The 20733-nt window shown below is 66.1% G+C and carries 18 protein-coding genes; 6 read left to right on the top strand and 12 right to left on the bottom strand.

Going from position 1 to position 20733, the window contains the following annotated elements; all coding sequences use genetic code 11:
- The first annotated feature begins 39 nt into the window (after window positions 1-39).
- Window positions 40-867 (top strand): hypothetical protein, encoded by an 828-nt coding sequence (locus IAU68_RS02550; RefSeq protein WP_171194200.1) that lies wholly within the window; start codon window positions 40-42, stop codon window positions 865-867.
- A gap of 5 nt (window positions 868-872) precedes the next feature.
- On the opposite strand, the gene IAU68_RS02545 is transcribed toward IAU68_RS02550, so the two are convergent.
- From IAU68_RS02545 to IAU68_RS02515, 7 genes are read right to left on the bottom strand one after another with little or no spacing between them, the layout of a single operon-like run.
- Window positions 873-2924: an ATP-dependent DNA helicase UvrD2 gene (locus IAU68_RS02545; RefSeq protein WP_171194201.1), complete on the bottom strand. Its 2052-nt coding sequence runs from the start codon at window positions 2922-2924 to the stop codon at window positions 873-875.
- Window positions 2914-4017 (bottom strand): potassium channel family protein, encoded by a 1104-nt coding sequence (locus IAU68_RS02540; protein WP_171194202.1) that lies wholly within the window; start codon window positions 4015-4017, stop codon window positions 2914-2916. Before IAU68_RS02540 ends, IAU68_RS02545 begins: the two co-directional genes overlap by 11 nt.
- A gap of 12 nt (window positions 4018-4029) precedes the next feature.
- Complete coding sequence (locus tag IAU68_RS02535; RefSeq protein WP_171194203.1) at window positions 4030-7293, bottom strand: ATP-dependent helicase; 3264 nt, start codon at window positions 7291-7293, stop codon at window positions 4030-4032.
- Window positions 7286-10363, bottom strand: a complete 3078-nt coding sequence (locus IAU68_RS02530) for an ATP-dependent DNA helicase (RefSeq protein WP_171194204.1) — start codon at window positions 10361-10363, stop codon at window positions 7286-7288. Before IAU68_RS02530 ends, IAU68_RS02535 begins: the two co-directional genes overlap by 8 nt.
- Before the next feature lie 18 nt (window positions 10364-10381).
- Window positions 10382-11086: a hypothetical protein gene (locus IAU68_RS02525; protein ID WP_171194205.1), complete on the bottom strand. Its 705-nt coding sequence runs from the start codon at window positions 11084-11086 to the stop codon at window positions 10382-10384.
- Window positions 11087-12121: a DUF3152 domain-containing protein gene (locus tag IAU68_RS02520; protein WP_171194206.1), complete on the bottom strand. Its 1035-nt coding sequence runs from the start codon at window positions 12119-12121 to the stop codon at window positions 11087-11089.
- An 11-nt stretch (window positions 12122-12132) separates the two neighbouring features.
- Window positions 12133-12357, bottom strand: a complete 225-nt coding sequence (locus IAU68_RS02515; RefSeq protein WP_171194207.1) for a DUF3107 domain-containing protein — start codon at window positions 12355-12357, stop codon at window positions 12133-12135.
- Between the two features lie 99 nt (window positions 12358-12456).
- On the opposite strand from IAU68_RS02515, the gene IAU68_RS02510 reads away from it, so the two are divergent.
- Together IAU68_RS02510 and IAU68_RS02505 are read left to right on the top strand one after the other, a co-directional pair.
- The gene (locus IAU68_RS02510) at window positions 12457-13764 is read left to right on the top strand and encodes a DEAD/DEAH box helicase (RefSeq protein ID WP_171194208.1); all 1308 of its coding nucleotides are present in this window, start codon (window positions 12457-12459) and stop codon (window positions 13762-13764) included.
- Window positions 13761-14972, top strand: a complete 1212-nt coding sequence (locus tag IAU68_RS02505; RefSeq protein WP_171194209.1) for an Rv3212 family protein — start codon at window positions 13761-13763, stop codon at window positions 14970-14972. The genes IAU68_RS02510 and IAU68_RS02505 overlap by 4 nt, the downstream gene beginning before the upstream one ends.
- 46 nt (window positions 14973-15018) lie before the next feature.
- Here the strand turns inward: IAU68_RS02505 and IAU68_RS02500 are convergent, their stop codons facing one another.
- Complete coding sequence (locus IAU68_RS02500) at window positions 15019-15495, bottom strand: hypothetical protein (protein WP_202880270.1); 477 nt, start codon at window positions 15493-15495, stop codon at window positions 15019-15021.
- Between the two features lie 810 nt (window positions 15496-16305).
- On the opposite strand from IAU68_RS02500, the gene IAU68_RS02495 reads away from it, so the two are divergent.
- Window positions 16306-16569, top strand: coding sequence for a WhiB family transcriptional regulator (locus IAU68_RS02495; protein ID WP_034997533.1), 264 nt, complete (start codon window positions 16306-16308; stop codon window positions 16567-16569).
- A gap of 71 nt (window positions 16570-16640) precedes the next feature.
- Window positions 16641-16715 carry a 50S ribosomal protein bL37 gene (locus tag IAU68_RS11595; RefSeq protein WP_407928723.1) on the top strand — a complete coding sequence of 25 codons (75 nt, stop codon included), beginning with the start codon at window positions 16641-16643 and terminating at the stop codon, window positions 16713-16715.
- A gap of 78 nt (window positions 16716-16793) precedes the next feature.
- On the opposite strand, the gene IAU68_RS02490 is transcribed toward IAU68_RS11595, so the two are convergent.
- The 3 genes from IAU68_RS02490 to IAU68_RS02480 all read right to left on the bottom strand — a co-directional run bounded on the left by IAU68_RS02490 (window position 16794) and on the right by IAU68_RS02480 (window position 19566).
- Window positions 16794-18206: a hypothetical protein gene (locus IAU68_RS02490; RefSeq protein WP_171194210.1), complete on the bottom strand. Its 1413-nt coding sequence runs from the start codon at window positions 18204-18206 to the stop codon at window positions 16794-16796.
- A 488-nt stretch (window positions 18207-18694) separates the two neighbouring features.
- Entirely contained in the window at window positions 18695-18946 is a 252-nt protein-coding gene (locus IAU68_RS02485; protein WP_171194211.1) for a mycothiol system anti-sigma-R factor, read from the bottom strand.
- Window positions 18946-19566: a sigma-70 family RNA polymerase sigma factor gene (locus IAU68_RS02480; protein ID WP_171194212.1), complete on the bottom strand. Its 621-nt coding sequence runs from the start codon at window positions 19564-19566 to the stop codon at window positions 18946-18948. Before IAU68_RS02480 ends, IAU68_RS02485 begins: the two co-directional genes overlap by 1 nt.
- Window positions 19567-19600: 34 nt before the next feature.
- On the opposite strand from IAU68_RS02480, the gene IAU68_RS02475 reads away from it, so the two are divergent.
- Window positions 19601-20065 carry an aminoacyl-tRNA deacylase gene (locus tag IAU68_RS02475; protein WP_171194213.1) on the top strand — a complete coding sequence of 155 codons (465 nt, stop codon included), beginning with the start codon at window positions 19601-19603 and terminating at the stop codon, window positions 20063-20065.
- On the opposite strand, the gene IAU68_RS02470 is transcribed toward IAU68_RS02475, so the two are convergent.
- Window positions 20055-20711 (bottom strand): SOS response-associated peptidase, encoded by a 657-nt coding sequence (locus IAU68_RS02470; RefSeq protein WP_171194371.1) that lies wholly within the window; start codon window positions 20709-20711, stop codon window positions 20055-20057. The genes IAU68_RS02475 and IAU68_RS02470 overlap by 11 nt on opposite strands.
- Window positions 20712-20733: the final 22 nt, after the last annotated feature.

Raw genomic sequence — 20733 nt, 5'->3', positions numbered from 1 at the left:
CAGCCCGTCATTGTAGGATGCGCGCGGGGGGTAATTCACATGGCAATCGGCGACACCACGCGCATCAAACTCGCGCCCAGCGCACGCGTTTTCGTCCGCGCGCCTGGCACCATCCAATTCGGCGCCGACGCCACCCGCACCGGGCTGATCACCGTGCCCGATGCCGAGGCCGTCGCCGCAGCACTCGGCGCGCTGTCGAAGTCCAGGTTGTTGAAGAATGCCGTCGCGTCACTCCCGCTTGACGACGACACCGCGCACAGCCTCATCCACGACCTCCTCTCCTACCGCGTGCTGGTCCCCGTGACCTCCCCGGGTGTGCTGGTGCTCGGGCGCGGGGCACTGGCGTCGCAGATCGGTGCGCTGCTGTCCGCGCGTGGCGCATCGGTGCGGGCCCAGTTGAAAGACGAGTCGGCCACGAAGTTCCTCCTCGACCACGACCCTGCAGTGCCGGTGGTGGCCGTCGACTGCGCCGGGGACGCCGAGCAGATCGCCGCCGTGACCCGCGGGCGCGCCGGTGCGGTCGTGCCGGTGCAGCACTTCGATTCCCGCGTGGTGGTCGGGCCGGTGTGCGCGGGCGGCGGTCCGTGCCCGGTGTGTGCGTGGCTGTACGTGCTGGAGCACGACCCGAACTTCGACCACGTGCTGGAGTCGCTGCCGCCGGCGGAGTCGGTGGAGCCGGTCGTCGTCGCTGCCGCCGCGGCTGCTGCGGCGACGGTGGTGGGCCGGCTCGCCGGGCTACCGGACCCGCCCGGGGTGTCGGCGCCTGCGCCCGTTGCCGGCGACGTGGTGGTGGTCGACCCCTACTCCCCCGCTCCGGTTTCGCTTACGCGGGTGATGCCGCACCCGGACTGCCCGATGTGCTTCTAGATGTTCTAGTGGCGGTGCTCGTTGAGCGTGGACAGCACGCCCGCGCCGTAGTTTTCCACCTTCATCGGGCCCACGCCAGAGATGTTGAGCATCTCGCGCTCGTCGGTCGGCATCGCCTCCGCGATCGCGATGAGGGTCGCGTCCGAGAACACCATGTACGCCGGGTGGCCTGCCGCGCGCGAGACGTCCAGGCGCCAGCGCTTCAGGGCGGCGAGCACGTTTTCGTCGTAGCTCGGCTCGCAGTCCTCGTGCCGGCCCAGTGCCTTATCCGCAGGGGTAACAAGCGGGTTGCCGCACACGTGGCAGCGACGGTTGCGCTTGAGCCGCTCCGGGGACTTCTCCACCTCGAGCTCAGGCGCGATGCCGTCCAAGAAACGCGAGCGGGAGCGGTTTTTGCGCCCGCCCTCCTGCCGCGACAGCGACCACGACAGGTGCAGGTGCTCACGCGCGCGGGTCACACCGACGTAGAACAGGCGACGCTCCTCCTCAATCTGGTCGTCGCCAGCCTTGATTGCGTGCGAGATCGGCAGCGTGTTTTCCACCAGGCCGACCAGAAACACCGCGTCCCACTCCAGGCCCTTCGCGGCGTGCAGGCTGGCAAGGGTCACGCCGTCGACGGCCGGGGGCTGCTTCGCCTCCGCGCGCTGGCGCAGCGAGCGCAACACCTGCGGCAGATCCTCGGCCTCGCGGGTGCGCACGATCTCCTCGATGAGATCAACCAGGGCGGTCAGCGACTGCCAGCGCTCGCGGGCCTGCGCGCCCTCCGGCTCGTTCTGCGTGAGTCCGATCGGGGCGAAGGCCGCGCGGGCGACGGCCACCGGGTCGTTCGGCAGATCCGAGCGGTTCGCCGCGCGCACCAGGTTCGAAATCGCCTCGCGGATCTCCGCGCGCTGGAAGAAGCCCTCGCCGCCGCGGACCTGGTAGGCGATGCCGGCGTCGGCGAGCGCGGCTTCGAACGCTGCGGACTGGGCGTTGATGCGGTACAAGATGGCGATCTCGCGGGCAGGGACGCCGTCGTCGAGAAGCTTGCGGATCGCCTGCGCCACCGCGCGAGCCTCTGCTGGCTCATCGTCGTAGCCGTTGAACTGCGGCTGCGGGCCATGTCCGCGCATGCCCTCCAGTTCCAGGCGGGTGCCGGCCACGCGCCCCTTCGCTTTGCCGATGACCGTGTTGGCCAGTTCGGTGACCTCGATAGTCGAGCGGTAGTCGCGCTGCAGTTTCACCACCGTGGCGTGCTCGTAGGTGCGCGAGAAGTTCAGCAAATAGTCCGGGGTCGCGCCGGTAAACGAGTAAATGGTCTGGTTCGCGTCACCCACCACTGTGAGATCGTCGCGCTCGCCCAGCCAGCCCTCCAGCACGCGCTGCTGCAAGGGGGTTACGTCCTGGTACTCGTCGACCACGAACGTCTGGTACTGCGCGCGGAACTCCTCCGCCACCGCCGGGGCGTTCTCAAGCGCGCCCGCGACGTGCAACAGCAGGTCGTCGAAGTCGAGCAGCATCCCCTCCGGGCTCGTCTTCGCCTCCTCGTAGTTGCGGTAGACCTGCGCCACCCGTGCCGGGTCCGCCGGCGGGGTGCGTGGGGTCTCCGCGATGCGCGCGGCGTAGTCGTCCGGGCCGATCACGCTGGCCTTCGCCCACTCGATCTCGCCGAGCAGGTCACGCACCATATCTTTGCCGGTATCCAGCCCGGCCGCGCGCGCCGCCCTGCCAACCAGCGGGAACTTGTTGTCCAACAGCCGCCACGGCAGATCGCCCGCGATCTGGGGCCAGAAGTACTGCAGCTGGCGCATCGCCGCGGCGTGGAATGTGCGCGCCTGCACCCCGCCGATGCCCATCGTGCGCAGGCGGTCGCGCATCTCGCCGGCGGCGCGTTGGGTGAACGTCACCGCGAGCACCTTGTTCGGGGCGATCGTGCCGCGGTCGATCAGGTTCGCGATCCGGTAGGTAATCGTCCTCGTCTTACCCGTGCCCGCGCCGGCGAGGATGCACACGGGGCCGCGGGGTGCTTCGGCGGCGACACGTTGGTCGTCGTCAAGCACGCTCAAATCAATCGTCATCGCGTGTCGCCTTTTCCAACTTGCTCCAGATGTCGTCGGTCTTCATGCGCACGTACAGCAGGCGATCGCCCGGCTCGACGGTCTCCGCCTCAGGCGAATCGATGCGGTAGAGCTCACCGGAGCGCACCACGCCCAGCACGATGTCGGCCAGGTGGCGTGGGTTTGCACCCACCTCGTCGTCGGCGATCTGGCGCTCGGCAACCGCGAAGCCCTCGTCCGGGCTGAGCAGGTCCTCCATCATCTCCACCACCGGCGGGGTCACCGTCGCAATGCCCAGCAAGCGGCCCGCGGTTTCCGACGACACAATCACCGAATCAGCACCCGACTGCATAAGCAGGTGCTGGTTCTCACTCTCTCGCACGCTGACCACGATCATCGTTGACGGCGCCAACTCGCGCACCGACAGCGTGATCAGCACGGCAGTATCATCAGACGACGGCGCGACAATCACCGAGCGCGCCTTGGTCACCGCAGCGATGCGCAGCACATCCGACTTCGTGCCGTTGCCGTGGACGGTGACCAGGCCGCGCTTCTCCGCAATGGCCAGCACGCCCGGGTCCGGGTCGATAACGACGATCGACGACGGCGAGGCGCCGCCTGCCACGAGCGCGTCGACAGCCGAGCGGCCCTTTGTGCCGTAGCCGATGACAATGGTGTGGTTGCGCACGGTATTCCTCCACTGTTGGATTTGGAGCGTCTTACGGGAATCCTCCGTCAGCACCGACAGGGTCGTGCCGACGAGGAGCATCAGGAACGCCACTCGCGCCGGCGTCATGATGAAAATATTGAACACGCGCGCCGACTGCGTCACCGGCGTGATATCGCCGTAACCGGTGGTGGACAAGGTCACGGCCGAGTAATACAGCGCATCGATGAACGTCAGCGGCTCGGAGTAGCCGTCGCGGTCCAAATACGTCAGCACCGCGATGACGATGATCAGCGCGAGTGCGTAGCCGAAGCGCCTGGCCATCAGCGACCACGGGGTGGCGCGCGTGGTGGTCGGGATGCTGATCACGTCGAGCAGGTTGTGCACCGGGATGCCCGAGCGGTCCGCAGCGTCCACACCCAGCGTGAAAAGCCTGCGCAGTTTCATTCCGACCCGTCCTTACACTTCACCGGCATGCGCCGCGTTATACAGCAGTTGTTCCATCTCTGCCGCACCGGGCAGCTCAGCCGGAGCATACGTCTCGCCGGTGCGCACGTAGAAAAATACCGCGTGCACCGCCCGCCCATCACCTGAGATGCGCCGCCACGCCTCGCGGTAGACCGCGAGCTGCAGCTGCGCGGACTGCATGGCGTCGCGCTTCGGCTTCTCACCGGTCTTCCAGTCCACCACGGTCCAGCCGTCTGCGTCCTCGAACACCGCGTCCATACGCCCGCGCACCACGGCGTCGCCGATGGCCAACTCGAAGGGGTGCTCGACAAACGTCGGGGTGCGCGATGCCCACTCGCTGTCTTCGAAGTTGCGCTTGAGCCGCTCGAGCGTTGCCCGGTCCACATCCGCCTCGTCGCCGCCGGGTAGTTCGTCCTCGGTCAGCAGCGGACGGGCGCCGTAGAACTCCTCCAGCCACTCGTGGAAGGCGGTACCGCGCTTGGCGTAGGTGTTCGGCTTAAACGGCACCGGCCGGCGGGCCCGGCGCGCGAACTGCTCCGGGTCGGCTTTGAGCGCCACCACGTCCGAGGCGGTCAGTTCGCCCGGGATGATCACCGGCACGTCGCCGGTTTTCGCCTGCTCGTGTTCCTCGATGAGCGCCGAGACGTCGCGCTCCCACAGGGCGAACAGTTCACCGTCGGTGAATTCGGGGAGGTTGTCTTGGGCGTGGCGGACGGCGTCGGCGGCGGTGTCGTCGGCAAGCGTGGGCGCGTAGTGCGGCCAGCGCCCGGCGCGCTCGTGGGTTGCTTGGGGCTCGTCGTCTGCCTCTTCCAGCCCGTCGTCCCAGCACACGATGCAGTCCTCGTCGGCGGCGTCGCGCATGGTGGTGAAGTGGACGTACGGCTCCGCCTCGGTGCTCGCGCCCGGGCGACGGCGAGACCCGGTGACGATCAGGTTTTTCGCCGCACGCGTCACCGCCACGTAGAACACGCGCGCCGCTTCCTCCTCCAGCTCCGCGGTGACCGTCTTTTTCCACTCGTTGGCGGCGGCCTCGAAGTTGGTGCGCGTTTCCACCTCAGCGAATACCGGGTAGATGTCCGGGTCGCCGAACGTTTCCGTGGGCAGATGCTGGACCCAGGTGAGGAAGGTCTCCGTTTTCGGCTTGTACGTGCGCGCATCGGCGTGCAGCACCGCCACGGTGTCCCACTCCAGGCCCTTGGACTTGTGGGCGGTCATGATCTGCACACGGTCGTTCTTCAGCGTCACCGCGCCCGGGGCGAGACTGTCCTCGTGCTTGCGGGCCAAGTCGAAGTAGTCGAGCAGCCCGTCCAGGCTCGAGCCCGGGTAGGCGGAGACGGCCTCGAGCAGGCGGTCCAAGTGCACCGCGCCGGCAACGGTGTCGCGCGAGAGCACCTCGGTGCGGATGCCGAAGACGTGGATGATGTCCGCGAACAGGTCGCTTAAGCGCTTGCCCAGGCTGTGTGTGCGCAGCCAGCGCAATTTCGCGGCTGCATCGCGCATGCGGGCCAGACCCTCTTCGCTGTAGCGCTCCGGCTCGCCGAGATCGGCCAGCGCGTCGGTGATCCCCTCCGGGCGGTCGGTGCGCGCGACGATGTCCTCGGCCTGCCCTACCAGTTCTTCCAGCTGCCCCACCAGGTGCGCGTACGGGTCGTCGATCTGGTCGAGCGTGTCGTCGTACTCGTCAATGCCGCGCAGGTTGTTCGCGCGCGAGGCCAGCGCCTTCAGGTCCGCCAGGCCGAGGCCTATTGCTGGGCCGGCGAGGATGCGCAGCGCCGCGGCGGTGTCGTCGGGACGCACCAGCATCGTGGCCACGGCGACGGTGTCCGCGATCTCCGGCAGTTCCAGCAAGCCGCCCACGCCGACGATCTCGTAGGGCACGCCACGCTCTTCCAGTGCTGCCGCCATCAACGGCGACTGTTTGTTTGCACGCACCAGCGCCGCCGCGGAAAGCGGCTCACCCGTCTCACCCGCACGCGCATACGCGGCGGCGAGTTCGTCGGCGACAAACGCGATTTCCTCGTCCTGGGTGGGGAAGAAACCGAGTTTCACATCGCCCTCATCCGCACCCGGGCGTGCCACCAACGGGGCCACGGCGCGGGTCTCGCCGGTGCCAAGAATCGCATCAGAGACACCGTTGGCCAGGTCCAGCACCTCCGGCGGGTTGCGCCACGAGGTGGTCAGCTGCAGTTTCGGGGCTGGGGCGCCGTCGTCGAGCGGGAAGTCGTCGACAAACGCCGCGAGGTTGGCCGCCGTCGCCCCACGCCAGCCGTAGATCGCCTGCATCGGGTCACCCACCGCGGTCACGGTCAGGCCGGGGTCCTGCCCCTCCCCGAACAGGCTGCGCAGCAGCACGCGCTGGGCGTGCGAGGTGTCCTGGTACTCGTCCAGCATGACAACCCGGTAGCGGGAGCGCTGCGACTGCCCCACCACCGCATGGTCGCGCGCCAACCCGGCCGCGATGGACATCTGCTGGTTAAACGTGGTCACGCCCCGCTTGCGCAGCTCCTCGGTCACCGCTTCCGCCAGCGGCAGGTAGTGCGTGCGCTCGGTCTGCACCGCGCGCCACTTCGCCATGTGCTTCGAAAATTCAGTGCGCGAACGCTTGGCCATCGGCAGCGATTCCGTCTCCGCGAGGTAGTCGCGCGCATGTTCGCTCACCCACTCCGGGGTGGTCAGGTCGTTGCCCATCGCGGTCATCAGCTCGAGGACGTTTTCCACCACCGAGGCCAGCGAACGGTTCGTCCCGTCCGGCAGCAGAGTGTCCGCGTAGTTGGTGACCACCTCGAGCGTGATCGCGTACAACTCCGCGTTGGTGATCAGGCGCGAATCCGGCTCCACCGGCACCAGCAGGCCGTACTCGCGGTTGAGCATGCCGGCGTACGTGTCGTAGGTACTCACCTGCGGCGCGATGACCTCGAGGCGCTTGGCCAACTCGCCCGACGGGTCGAGTCGTGCCACTAGGTCGCGGTTGTGTGCCAGTGTCGCAAGGCGGTCGCGGATGCGCTTGTTCATCTCCTGCGCCGCCTTGCGGGTAAACGTCAGCCCGAGGATCTCCTCCGGGCGCGCGTAGCCATTAGCGACGAGCCACACCACACGCGCAGCCATGGTCTCCGTCTTGCCCGCGCCCGCACCCGCGACCACGAGCAGCGGTCCCGGCTCCGCGCCGATCACGTCCGCCTGTTGTTCGGTCGGCGGGAACTTCTGGCCCAGGTAGCTCGACAGGACCTTCGGCGGCATCGGTTTCTGGTTAGGCATTGTGAATCATCTCCCCCTTGGGCTGTACCGGGCATAGCGCGCGCACGCTGCAGCGGTCGCAGTGCGGTCCTGTCGTGGCCAGAAGCGTCGGGCCGGTCATCTCGTCCGGCAAGCCGTCGATCGCCTCGGCGAACTCCTGTAACTCCTCCGGTGTTTTCGCGGCTTGCTCGCGGGTGCTAATCGACGACGTCTCCTTCGCCGGGTACACCAACATTGCACCGCCGACATCCAGGTAGGAGTCGCCGTGGGCGGTGGTCACGCGGCCGTCAGCGGCGAGCGCGCCCTTGGACAGCGCCAACTGGTAGGCAAGCAACTGCGCGTTGTTGTCGGCGTCCTTTTGCGCAATCGCGTTCTTGCCCGTCTTTAAGTCCACCACGTACAACGCGCCGGAACTGTCGCGCTCGAGGCGGTCCACGCGTCCACGGATGCGGGCGTTGTCGCTGACCTGCACGTCCACGCTGGTTTCCACCGCCACCTGCTCGAACGCGCCGCGGCTGGTTTCCAGCCAGGTGCGGGTGCGATCCAGCATTGCCTCGAACTCTTCGATGTCGCGCTCGCGCTTCCAGGCCGGCACGTCGGTGGCCTCCTTGCGGGCGGCGACGACGGCGTTATAAGCGTCGTCCGGGTCCACGCCACGGCCGAGCGCTTCGAGGTAGGCGTGCCCCATCGCGCCGTAGACCATCGGCAACGACTCGTTCAGCCCCGCCATGCGCTCGAGCACGTTGCGCATCGGGCACTCCAGCAGGCTCTCGATGCGCGACGGCGACAGCGCCGGGTGCTGCCCCAGCGGCTCGTCCGTGGACGGCTGGGTGGTCGTCCACCACTGCTGCGGGTCCGCGCCGAGCACGCCGGCGTTTGCAAGGCGGGCAAGTTGTCGGGCAGCCTGGGCGCGTTTCGCTTCGCCGGCGTCGGGGTCGGTGAGCACACGGCGGAACTCGGCGATGAGATCGTCGTGGGCAAGCACGCGCACAAGCGTCTCCGTGTCGTCGCCAAGATCCGCCTGCGGCGCGGAGTTCAGCCGCAGTTTCGCCGGGGTGATGCCGAATTCGGCGCAGAACTCGTCGATAAACCGCGAGGGCACATCCACGTTGTCGCCGGCATCACTATCCACCGCGGTGACCAGCAGGTAGTCGGTGGCGCGAGTGGCGGCCACGTTGAACAGGCGGCGCTCCTCCACCAGACGCTCCGCTGCGTGCGGCACCGGCACGTCCGGGTCCACCCCGCGGTCCACCAGATCCACCAGGTCCTCCTGGCGGAACAGTGAGCCGGTCTCACCCAAGTTCGGCCAAGTCTCGTCCTGCACGCCGGCAACGATCACGCGACGGAACTCGCGCCCCGCCGCGCCGTGGGCGGTGAGCAGCGATACGGCGTCCGGGGTGGCGGTGCGGCGGTCGCGCACGCCGGTGGGCAGTTGTTGCTCCATGATGAAGTCCACAAAGGACTCCACGCCTGCCGACGGGCGGCGCTCGGTGTAGTCGCCGGCAGCGTCGAACAGCGCCATCACGGAGTCCAAATCGCGGTCGGCCTGCGAACCGGTCGCGCCACCGCGCAGCGCCGAGGCCAGCAGGCGGTTGGACAAGCCGGTGGCGTACCACAGCGCCCAGAGGATCTCCTCCACGCTGCCGCCGTCACGGTAGGCCTCACGGCCTGCGTCGAGGACCCCGCGCACGTGGTTCAAAATGTCCAGTTCGCGGTCGGTGAGCATGGTGTCAAAGTCCGGTAGGCCCGCGGGGTCGGTGAGCAGACGGCGCAGGGTCTCCTCCGCGCGCTGCTCGGGCGCCCACCGGCGCAGGCCGCGGATCAGGCGGCGCAGCGTCACCGGATCCGCGCCGCCGACCGGGCCGAGCAACAAGTCGCGCCACTCGGACGGGGACAGTTCCTCATAGAGGGCCCGAATCCCCAGTAGCAGCGAGGCGACCAGGCGCTGCTCGGAGAGCACCAAGTCCGTCGGGTTGAGCGAGACCGGCACTCCCGCGCGCAGCAGCGCTCGGCGCGCCGGTTCGATGCCCGGGGTGGAACGCACGATCACTGCCATATCGGAGTAGGCGACGTCGTGTTCGAAATGGGCTCGTCGCAACGCATCTGCGACCGCGGCGAGCTGCGTGCCCTCGTCCGGCGCGAGTGCGACGCTGCGGCGTGGGTCGCGCTTAGTCCCGCCGAGGTCAATCACCTGGTGGTCGAGCCCACCCATCGTGCGCAGGAATTCCGGGGACGCGCCGCGGAAGTGGAACACGGACTGCTCCTCGTCCCCGCCGACTACGCCGAGGTCCGCCTGCTGCAACAGGCGTTTCACCAGCGCGGCGGAGGCGGGGGCGAGGTGTTGGGCGTCGTCCACGATCACGGTGTGCCACGCGCGCGGCAGCGGCAGCCGCGCGGCTTGGTCGATCAGCTCCGACGCCGAGAGGCGGCGTGCGCCGGTCAGCGCCATGACCTGCCGGTACTCGCGGAAGAAGTCGCCGGACGCGCTCCAGATGTCGATACCGTGCTGCTCCCCCAACGCACGCAGATCGTCCGGCCCGAGACCGCGCTCAACGGCGCGCAGAAGAAAGTCGCGCAACTGGCGGGCGAAGCCGACAAACGGCAGCGCAGCACGCAGCTCCTCAGGCCACGTGCCACGGTTGTCCTCCGCCTGGCCCTGCAGCAGCTGGCGGATCACCGCGTCCTGCTCCGCGCCGGAGATCAGGCGAATCTCCTCGTCTGAGTCCGCGCGCAACATGGCAAACGCGAGCGAGTGCACGGAGCGCACCATCGGCTCGTCGGTAACAAACCCGGACTGCGCCAGCGTGTCCGACAACTGCGTGCGCAGGCGCGCCGCCGCTTCCTTCGAGTCGGTGAGCAGCAAAATCCCGCCTGGATCGCCGTTGCCTGCGTGACGACGAACCGCCGCCGCAGCCGTATCCACCAGAAAACTACTCACACCCGATCCGGCGTCGCCGGTGACCTTCCACAGTCCCTGTTGGGGAATGTCGTTATCCCAGGTCCGCGGCGCGGTGTTGCGCTCGCGTGGGACGAGGTACGCCTTGGGCTCGAGGGCTGCCGGCGGCACTGGTGAAGGACGCGAAGATGACATAGCGAAGATTGTGCCACCTCAGTACGACGCGACAACCTCAGCAATGTCATCTATCGAACATACGTCCGAACCAAGGCCCCGTGTCGTGCGCCGCCGGTACTCCACCGCCTGCTGCGCGAGGTACTGCAGCCTGGGCACGTGCGACCAGCGCGCGAGGATGTCCGTGTCCACCGCGCCGGCCAGCAGGCCGTCCACCATCACCAGCGCCGCGGTGAAGCCGCGCGGGCGCAGGTCCGCCGACGGCGCGAAGTCCGTGAGCACGGGTGCCGCGTGCCCGTCGAAGAGCAGGTGCGCCAAGAAATCCAGGTGCGCGACCACACCTCCGCTCACGACACTGCCGCGCCACACCGCACGGTCGTCCGCGATCCACGTCAACGACGATTCACCTGCGGGAACGTCGATACCGTCCACGGCGTCGTCGTAACGCAATGCGGCGGCGACGGCCTCGTCGACACGCTCGCGCGGCTCGCCAGGGGCGAACTCGGTGGCGCGGTACCCGCCGACGATCAGGCGGCCGTCAGTCGCGCGCACCGAGCGCGAAATGCGCAGGCCCTCCGGCGGCTCGGCCTTCTCGCGCGCTTTGCCGGACCAGGCGGACGTCTCCGTCGCACGCGCGAGCACGACGCGGCCGAAGCGCAGGCCATCGTCCCAGAATTGGCCGGCGGGAGCGGGGGTTTCGTCGTCAAGCTGAAATGCAGACAACACGTGCGCTGGAACGGTCATCTACAGCACCGCCGGACGCGGATACGGCCACGGATTCGGGCGGCACGTGTCCTGGTTATCCGGGTACGGCCCCTCCGGGCTCATCTCGTGCAACTGAGCGTTGTTCAGGCTCAGCGTCTGCTGCATCATGATCGGCGCAAGCACGTTCGGCTCCGGGCACGGCACGTGCTCCGCGAAACCGAGCGCGTGGCCGACCTCGTGGTTGATCAGGTACTGGCGGTACGAGCCAATATCGCCCTGGAACGGCACGGCGCCGCGCACCCAGCGGGACTCGTTGATAACCACAGTGTCCTCGCCCGTGATGGTTGTGCGGCAGCTCGTCTCTGTGCCCAGCGCCGCACCACAGAGCTCGGCGGTGGTATCCAGCGAGGTCAGACGGATTTTCAAATCCGGTTCCTGATCCGCGGAGACGTGCTCGAAGCGGAAACGCGGGTCGTTGATCCAGCCGCGCGGGTCCGTCAGCGTGGCGTCGATCATCTTGGCAAAGGACTGATCCCCGCCGTAGCCGGAGGCGTCGATGCCCTTTTCCACCTCGACGATGTAACGCACCACCTTCTCGGTGCCCTGGCCCGCGTTCGCGCCCGGGATGCCCACCTCGTAGAACTCGCCCGTCGCGGTGGTGGTGTATGGCCCGCCCGGCGGCAGGTCGTGCGGGTCGAAAATGCCCTCGGCGATCTTCGCCGGCTCCAGCGACGGCTCCTGGGCCTCGGCCCCGGCTGCATCGGCGGGCTCAGCCTCGGCGACAGTATCGATGACCTTCTCGCCAGGGTTTTGGAACATGTTCAACAGGACAAACACAGTGATCACCGCGAGCACCGGGATCGCGTAGGCGCGCCAGCCGTAGTCCTGGGCGAACGCGACCAGCCGTCCGTCCGCCTGGGACGAACCGGCCGAACCGGCCGCGTGACTGCCGCGCTCCCGGTGAGACGCGCGGTGGCGCGGTTCATCGCGGGAGTCTAAATCCCAGCTGTCGAACCACTCGCCGAAGTCGTCCTCGGCGCCTTCGTGCCGCGGAGCGTCCTGCCGTTGTGCCATGAATGAGTAATTTAGCGCATGAAGCCGACGGAACGGGCCGCGGCGCTGCCCTGCTCGACGTAGAGCACACGCTCGGTGCGGATGAGGTAGACGTGGCCCTTGTCGTCTTCCAGCTTGAAGGTAGCGGCGCCAGAGTCGATCGCCTGCTCGACGGTGGCGATGACGTTTTCCTGCCCCTCCGGGAGCTTGATCGAAAGCTCGCGCTGGGTGTCTGCAAGACCAATCTTGATATCCATCTTCTCGCTCACTGTCCTTTTCTGGTTGCACTCGTGCCGGCAGGGGTGCCCTGCTCAGCGAACGGCCCTATTGTAACGGCCGACCGCTAAGATGAACGCGTGCCCTACGCAGCTGAGCAATCGACGTTTGCCGGGCTGGGCGTCGCCGCCGAGATTGTCGACGCTCTCGCCGCGGACGGAATCACCAACCCGTTTTCCATCCAGGAGCTGACCCTGCCGCTCGCACTCGCCGGCCGCGACATCATCGGCCAGGCCCGCACCGGCATGGGGAAAACGCTGGGCTTTGGCGTGCCGCTTATCGACCGCGTCTTTGACGACGCCGACATCGCCGAACTCGACGGCACCCCGCGCGCCCTGATCATCGTCCCCACCCGCGAGCTCGCGGTCCAGGTGGGCGACGACCTTGAGCGCACGGCCGCCCACACGCCGGTGCGCGTATCGACGATCTACGGTGGCCGCCCCTACGACGAACAGATCAAGGCGCTGGAAGACGGTGCAGATGTGGTCGTCGGCACGCCAGGGCGCCTGATCGACCTGCATGACCGCGGCGACCTCGTACTCGAACAGGTTGCCGTCCTCGTCCTCGACGAGGCCGACGAGATGCTCGACATGGGCTTTTTGCCCGACATCGAAAAACTCTGGGCCGCCGTCGGCGAGACCCAGACCATGCTGTTTTCCGCCACCATGCCCGGCGCAATCCTCGCGCTAGCCCGGCAGAAGATGAACAAGCCGGTGCACATCCGCGCCGAATCCGGCGACGACTCCGCCACCCACACCACCACCCGCCAAGTGGTGTTCAAGTCGCACCGCATGGACAAACTCGAGGTCATCGCGCGCATCCTCCAATCCCCCGGCCGCGGACGCACCATCATCTTCGCGCGCACCAAGCGCACCGCCGCCGAACTTGCCGACGACCTCGCCTCCCGCGGTTTCACCGTCGCCGCCGTCCACGGCGATTTGGGCCAAGGCGCACGCGAGCAAGCACTCGACGCTTTTCGACGAGGTGCTGTCGAAATCCTCGTCGCCACCGACGTCGCCGCCCGCGGCATCGACGTCGACGACGTCACCCACGTGATCAACTACCAGGCTCCCGACGACCCCATGACGTACGTGCACCGCATCGGCCGCACCGGGCGCGCGGGACGCACCGGCACCGCCGTGACCCTGGTCGGCTACGACGAAACCCGCAAATGGGACGCCATCAACACCGACCTCAAGCTGGGCAAACACGACATACCCGAGTGGTTTTCCACCTCCGACGAGCTGCGCGAGGAGTTCGAATTCCCGGAGTCGGCTTCCGGCCGTGTCGGGCCCGCGCGTAAAGTGCACGGGACACGACCCGCGCGTCGTCAATCACGCTCGGAGGGCCCGGGCAAACGAACACGTTCAGGAAGGAAACGGCGTTGAGTAAGCCACTGCGTCGCACCCGCCGCGACCTCATTGCCACCGGTGTCATCGCCGGTGTCTCCGCCCTGCTCGTCGGCACGGCAGTGCTCACCGCGCCGGTGCGCCACGCCGAACTGACCCCAGCCGCTGAGGAGCAGCAGGACTACGGGCAACTTGCGGTAGTGCCGTCGTCGCTGAGCGAGGGCTTCCGCCTCACCGACACCTCCGGGCGCGCGCGGCCCCTGATCGCCAACGGGCTGATCATCACGTACGACGACCACACCATCACCGCCACCAACCCCGACGGCGACACCGTGTGGACCTACTCGCGGCCCAACGACCTGTGCCTGATCGACCAGGCGTGGGACAAGGTTGTGGCCACCTACCGCGACAACGCGGGCTGCGGCGACGTGGTGTCCATCGACGCGAAGACCGGCCAATACGCCGGCACCCGCTCCGCCCCCGCGCCCGACGAGGTCACCAGCCTGGCGTCCAACGACCGCACCGGCTACGCCTCCGACGACCGCGTGGAAATCTGGCGCTCCGACATGGTCCGCACCGCCGAATACGGCTACGTGGAAGCCAAGCAAGAACCAGACATGCAGCCCAACGAGGACTGCATCATCACCTCCGCACTCACCCGCAGCGAGCTGCTCGCCGTGACCGAGACCTGTGGCGACGGCTCCTACCTGCGCCTGCAAAAGGCCACGCCGGAAGACTCCCGCAAGCCCGAAATCGAGGCAAACGTGGAGATCGACCCGCAGGCCTACCTTGTCGCCGTCTCCCAGGACGCCGCCGCGGTCTACGACCCCTCCAAAAACGAAGTGCTCACCTACAACAACCAGGGCGATGCCATTAGCTCCTCGTCCATCCCCGCCATGGGCGAGCCGCAGCGTATCGACGGCACCATCGCTGTCCTCCCCATCGCCGACCTGCCCCACCACATGACCTACTGGCAAGACGACTCGCTGCTGCTCATGGAGCCGGCGAACCTCGCCGTCACCGGCGTGTTCCAGGGCGCGCTCGGCACCGGCTTCGCCGCCGGCGACCGCCTGCTCTACGCCTCCACCGACGGCGTGGCCGTGGTCAACTGGGACAAAAACGCGGTCGACGAGATCATCCCCGTCGACCGCGGCGACTACACCGGCCCGATCCACGTCTCCTCCGCCGGGGCGAAGATCGTGGAAAAGCGTGGCGACGACATCGTCGTCCTCGACACCGGCCTGTAGCCGTTCTGCGCTGTTGCGCTGACGCTTTGCGTCGGCGCTTTCTCTGTTACCTGCGCGCTTTGCGCTCTTCGTACTGCGCCTCGTTGTACGCCGCCGAGCGCGGGTGGAACACGCCCACCAGCGCCAGCACCACCGAGATCAGCGTCGCGATACCCAACACCACCGCCCCACCACGGAACATGTAGATCGCCACACCGGCCAAAATCGCCTCGATCAGCACAATCGCACCCGTCGCGCGCGGGCGCCCCTTCAGGGTCTGCACCGCCACGTAGGCGAGGTATCCGAAGATGATCAGCAAGAACACCGCGGTGCCGATGTTGACGTAGCCCGCCGCCGCCGACTCCGACTCGAGCTTGTGGTCCGTGGCCGTGAACTGGTCAATAAACAGCTGCACGACGTAAACGAAGATCGCCAGGCACTGCACCAGCACCACCACGGCGCCAAAGCGCATGATCGGCGGCACTTCCGCATCCGCCACCGGGCCGTTCTGCTGGTTTTCGATGTCTTCTCGCTTGTTACTCACGTGCCGCAGTCTATCCCTCCTGGACGCGTGGCCCGACCGTCGCGTTCGGCGGCGCGCTAACAACCCTCCTCACACCACAGATGTAGAGAACGCAAGGGCGAAAATGACCAAATTTCGGCGCTTTCCCCGTTGCATTCTCTACATCTGTGCCAGCACGACCTGCACGGCGCCCGAGCACGCAGCCCGGGCACCCACCTCGCCTGTCCTGCACCGCCCCGCAGCCAGATGACACATCCTGCATGGCACATTTCGCCCCGAAACCGCCAAATGCGCCATCCACTTAGCGCCATCCAGCACCCACCAGCCCCCCAACCCAGCCAACCAGCCCCCGCCAGCCATCCGGCACCCCGCGCCCACCCAAAAACCGCTGTTCCCTCAGCACCCCTTAAGGAACAGCAAAAAGGCGATTTGACCCACCCAAACCCAGAGACAACCTCCCGAACATACAGGTCAAAGCAACCAAACAACCCAGCGATCAACCCACACACCCCCACGATGTGACCCCACCAGCACAGATACATTCTGTGATTTCCAGCACAATTTGGCCCACACCCCTAGCGGGAGGTAGGTGAACATGCCATGATTCTCGGGTAGCAAAAACAACGGGCTGGTTACACAGCCCTTAACCCTCAGCCACCACAGGGTTAACGCCCGGTAAACCGGAAGACGGGTTCTCGGATCCACCGAGAAACACCGCCCGGGGCCAGGAATCAAACTTTGTTTGCAACACACCCTCGATAAGTGGGTGTCAATGTGGTGTGCAGAAAACCGACCACGCAGTACCAACACGACTTTCTAAGGAGCATCATCATGGATTGGCGCCACGAAGCAATTTGCCGCGACGAGGACCCCGAACTGTTCTTCCCGGTGGGCAACTCCGGCCCGGCCCTGTCGCAGATCGCGCAGGCCAAGCTGGTCTGCCACCGCTGCCCTGTCACTTCCCAGTGCCTGAAGTGGGCACTCGAGACCGGCCAGGACGCCGGCGTCTGGGGCGGCCTGTCTGAGGAGGAGCGCCGCGCGCTGAAGCGTCGCAACAAGGCGCGCGCCCGCAACCGCGCTCGTCTGTCCGCCTAATTTTTACCTGCGTTATCGCAGGCGATACAGTGGGACATCTGTTACCGGTACAGCTAATTTAAGGAGACCCCATGAGCAAGCGTGGTCGTAAGCGCAAGGATCGCCGCAAGAACAAGGCCAACCACGGCAAGCGTCCGGGCGCATAAGCCCGAAACGTCAAAGGCCCGGTGCCCTCCATCTGGAGGACACCGGGTCTTTTGCTTTACGACGACCCCGTCACCGGCCTACATCGAGCTGACCGCGAAGCCGATCCCGATGATGGCTGCCAGTGCGACGATCGGGGCGATGATTGCCATGACGTTCACGTCTGCCGCGGCGGCCTGCTTGGCCTGCTTGGCCGGCGCCTGCTGCTGGACCTGCTGGACCGGCTGCGCCTCATCAGCCTTCGCGTCAACCTTCTCGCCAGCCTTCTCCTTAGCAGCATCCTGGGCTGCGTCCTTGACAACGTCCTTGGCGGCTTCCTTCACAACCTGGGCCTCGGCTTCCTTAGCGTTGCCCTCGACCTCCGGCTTGTTTTCAGCCTCGGCCACGGCGGCCTCCTGCTCGGCGTCCGGTTTGACTGCCTCGACCAATTCCACCTGCTTCATCTGGCGGAAGCGCTCCGGCACCTGGCCGCGCATGTTGCCAAAGTCGGCGATCTGCAGGGCTTCGTAGCCGATGCGGTGGTTACCGATCTTCAACATGTCCCAGTCGGCCGGCACGTGGATCGGGCCCTGCGGACCGTCGAGCACGTACGGGTGTTCCGAGTAGTTGAAGTGGCTGAACTGGTACTGGTAGTTCATCACCGACTGGTAGGCGGCGTCCATCGCCTGGCTGTTGCTCACGCCGCCGAGGACTTCCTTGGCACCGTAGTGGCGCAGGCCGAGGGTGTGGCCGAACTCGTGGAGGATGGTGTTGCGCAGCTTCTCATCTGTGTTCATCAGGCGGTGGTTGGCGATGAAGAACGAGTTGTCGCCCACCAGCGAGATGCCCGAGGCGTAGTTGCCGGCCTCGATCTGGTCGCCGATGACGCCGATGCGGAAGATGTTCTGGCGCTCGCCGAGGAACTCGTCGAGGTTATCCAGCATCTTGTAGGCCGGGACGTCGTTTTCGAAGTAGTACTTCGCGTAGTCGACCGTCTCGCCGCCGTGGGTCTCGTAGTTCGGGATGTTGGTGTACACGTCGCCGGCATCGATGTGGAGGTTCACGCCGTGGGCGTCGAAGAGGTCAACCATCTCATCGAGGGACTCGGCCGACGGGGCGTACTCGCGCTGGCTCGCGCTGTCGCACTCCTTCCGCGGGGCCTCGTCGCAGCCGAGGCTCTTGTACTCGGAGGCCATCCAGTTCAACTGGAGGAACAGGTCCGGGCGGTCAACGTCGACACCGTAAGCCGGCAGCGGCAGTTCGGTGCCGTCCATGAGGATGACGCCGTTGGCTTCCCATGCGTCCGGGATGCCGTCGCCGTCCTGGTCGGCCTTGAGGTCGACCTGCTCGCCGTTGCCGCGGTGCTCCGCGTTCGGGTTCGCCTTCTCAACAGCTACTGCGGAGGCGTTGTCCGAACCCTCAAGGGTGTCTTGAGCGTTGGCCGGGGCGACGCCCGCGATTGCGATGGATGCTGCGAGTGCTGCCGCGATGCTGTTGCGGATTGCGTTTCGCATTGTTCTGCTCCTTGTTAGTAACTGTCTCGGCCAGGACCTCTCTTCCTGACACCCTTGAGTTTATGCACGGAGTATGCGCAGGTAAAGCGCATCAAATGGACAGCTAGAAACACCCGGATTGTTCAACGTTTTGTTCGGATTGTTCAACGTTTACACGCTGGTTAAGGTGCAGATTGTTCATCAATCCGACCCCAAAACGCCGCCCCGAAACAAGGTTGTTCAACAGTCCGGTGGCGCGTCACCATTTATCGTTGAACAATCTTTATGAATGCATACTATGCATTCTTAGGCTAAATATATGAAACGTCATTACAACTACGCTTACCTGCAGAAACGCAACTAAAGAGACCTGAAGAAGCTAAAAATGTGAACGCCCGCCCACAAGCGGGCAGATTGTTCAACGTTCATACCTGACTGACTACCCCCGAAAAATACCCCCGTTGTGGCAACGTGGCCGCAACGGGGGTTCGTCGTCAAGCAAAAAGCGCTTATGCCCACCTGACTTCGGTGTAGGAGATGGTGGTGATGATGCGCTGGCGCAGCGGCTCGGGGGCCTTGGCCGACTGGCAGCAATCGCGCACGATCGCGCGGACGTCGCGCTCAGACTCGGCGATGCGGAGGCACTCGGGGCACTCGGCGATCTCGGAGGTGATTTCCGCGCGTCGTTGAGGCGTGGTTTCTTCGTCGAAAAGTTCGCACAGCAGGCGGTGGGTGGACTCGCACCCGTGTCCGGTAGCCATTACTTCTCCTTCGCCGCAGTGTCGTTGTCCTGCATGTCTGCGTGGTCGAGGCCGATGCCCCGTTCCCTTGCCACGTCCTTCAACATGCCGCGCAACTGTTTTCTTCCACGGTGCAGTCGGCTCATCACCGTGCCCATCGGAATGTCCAGCACTTCGGCGATTTCCTTGTAGGCCAGCCCCTCCACGTCGGCGTAGTAGACCACCATGCGGTAGTCCTCGTTCAGTGCGTTGAGCGCCTCGGAGATCTTCGAGTTCGGCATTGCCTTGAGCGCCTCCACCTCCGCGGACTCGAGCCCGGTCGAGTCGTGCGAGCTCGAGGTGTAGAGCTGGTTGTCCGTCACGTCGTCCGCCGAGGTCACCAGCGGGCGGCGCTGCTTTTTGCGGTAGGTGTTGATGTAGGTGTTGGTCATAATCCGGTACAACCACGCCTTTAAATTGGTGCCCGGCGTGAAACTGTCAAAGTTTTTGTACGCCTTGAGGTAGGTCTCCTGCACCAGGTCCTCGGCATCCTGCGGGTTGCGCGTCATGCGCAGCGCGCCGCCGTAGAGCTGGTCAAGCAGCGGCATCGCTTCGTCGGCAAAGCGCTGCTGCGCTTCCTTATCTAGCTCGGTTTCGGGCATGCCCGTTATTGTAGGCCAGCGCTACCCTAGCCCCATGGCTGCTAAGACTCGGGCGATCGCCGCCCTTTCTAACACCCCGCACGAGGTCCTCGAATACGTTTCTGGCCAGGACAATTTCGGCGCCCACGCCGCTGAGGAGCTTGGCATCGACCCACGCGTGGTCATGAAGACCCTGGTGATCCACCACGACCGCGACCTCGCCGTGTGCTGCGTTCCGGTCGCAGGCCACCTGTCGCTCAAAGCGGCGGCGAAAGCGCTGGGCTGGAAGCGCGCCGAAATGACCGAACCGTCCGAAGCCCAACGTGCCACCGGCTACGTCGTGGGCGGTATCTCGCCGCTCGGAACCACCAGGCGCATGCCCACGCTTATCGACGACTCCGTCGCCGCCGAGCCCACCATCCACGTCTCCGGCGGCCAGCGGGGTGTGTCTATAGCTATTGCACCCAAGGACCTGGCGGAGCTCATGGGCGCGAAGTTCGCACCTATAGCTACGGACTGATTAGCTCCGCGTAGTCGTTGCGCACGTTGCCCACCTCGCGCGCGGCCTCGTTCCACTGGAAGGTGTCCGCCACCCGCGACGGGTGCAGTAGCTCCATAGCCTCCTCGGGCGTGCCCGAAGCCCACTGTTCGATCTCGTCGCGGGCCAAAAACAGCGGCAACCGGTGGTGCAGCCACGCCATGTTGTCGGTGGCCTCGGTGGTCACCATGGTGGTGGACAGACGGTCCAGGCCGGTGTCCCACAGCGCCGCGGCGTAGAGCAGCCCCTCCTCGGGTCGCACGTAATACGGCTGCTTGCCGGATTCGGTCTGCTTCCACTCGTAGTAGCCGTCGAGCACCATCAGCCCGCGGCGCGATTTAAATGCGCTGCGAAACGACGGCTTTTCCGCCACTGTCTCGCCCCGGGCGTTAAACAGCGGCGGGCCGGTGTCGTCTTTCTTCCAGGATGGGAGAAGGCCCCAGCGGGCGGCGTCGATAAGCGCCTCATGCTCGGCGATCCGGATCAGCGGCACTTGGTTCGTCGGCGCGATGTTGTAGCGCGCAGGCGGGGTGCCGTCGGGGGCTTGGACGCTGTCGACGCCGGGCAGGGTTGCTACCTCGGCGACGAGATCGTCACCGGTTGTAAAAAGGACGAATCTTCCGCACATGCGCTCCATTATCATGTGATCC

It is taken from the genome of Corynebacterium lujinxingii (assembly GCF_014490555.1).
Taxonomy (GTDB): Bacteria; Actinomycetota; Actinomycetes; order Mycobacteriales; family Mycobacteriaceae; genus Corynebacterium; species Corynebacterium lujinxingii.
Note: the sequence above shows the minus strand (reverse complement) of the source record. Positions and strands in the feature narration are given on the sequence as shown.

Bases quoted from the DNA above. Each gene is read 5' to 3' on its own strand.
- IAU68_RS02550 (WP_171194200.1), top strand. From the start codon at position 40: ATGGCAATCGGCGACACCACGCGCATCAAACTCGCGCCCAGCGCACGC.
- IAU68_RS02545 (WP_171194201.1), bottom strand. From the start codon at position 2,924: ATGACGATTGATTTGAGCGTGCTTGACGACGACCAACGTGTCGCCGCC.
- IAU68_RS02540 (WP_171194202.1), bottom strand. From the start codon at position 4,017: ATGAAACTGCGCAGGCTTTTCACGCTGGGTGTGGACGCTGCGGACCGC.
- IAU68_RS02535 (WP_171194203.1), bottom strand. From the start codon at position 7,293: ATGCCTAACCAGAAACCGATGCCGCCGAAGGTCCTGTCGAGCTACCTG.
- IAU68_RS02530 (WP_171194204.1), bottom strand. From the start codon at position 10,363: ATGTCATCTTCGCGTCCTTCACCAGTGCCGCCGGCAGCCCTCGAGCCC.
- IAU68_RS02525 (WP_171194205.1), bottom strand. From the start codon at position 11,086: ATGACCGTTCCAGCGCACGTGTTGTCTGCATTTCAGCTTGACGACGAA.
- IAU68_RS02520 (WP_171194206.1), bottom strand. From the start codon at position 12,121: ATGGCACAACGGCAGGACGCTCCGCGGCACGAAGGCGCCGAGGACGAC.
- IAU68_RS02515 (WP_171194207.1), bottom strand. From the start codon at position 12,357: ATGGATATCAAGATTGGTCTTGCAGACACCCAGCGCGAGCTTTCGATC.
- IAU68_RS02495 (WP_034997533.1), top strand. From the start codon at position 16,306: ATGGATTGGCGCCACGAAGCAATTTGCCGCGACGAGGACCCCGAACTG.
- IAU68_RS02490 (WP_171194210.1), bottom strand. From the start codon at position 18,206: ATGCGAAACGCAATCCGCAACAGCATCGCGGCAGCACTCGCAGCATCC.
- IAU68_RS02485 (WP_171194211.1), bottom strand. From the start codon at position 18,946: ATGGCTACCGGACACGGGTGCGAGTCCACCCACCGCCTGCTGTGCGAA.
- IAU68_RS02480 (WP_171194212.1), bottom strand. From the start codon at position 19,566: ATGCCCGAAACCGAGCTAGATAAGGAAGCGCAGCAGCGCTTTGCCGAC.
- IAU68_RS02475 (WP_171194213.1), top strand. From the start codon at position 19,601: ATGGCTGCTAAGACTCGGGCGATCGCCGCCCTTTCTAACACCCCGCAC.
- IAU68_RS02470 (WP_171194371.1), bottom strand. From the start codon at position 20,711: ATGTGCGGAAGATTCGTCCTTTTTACAACCGGTGACGATCTCGTCGCC.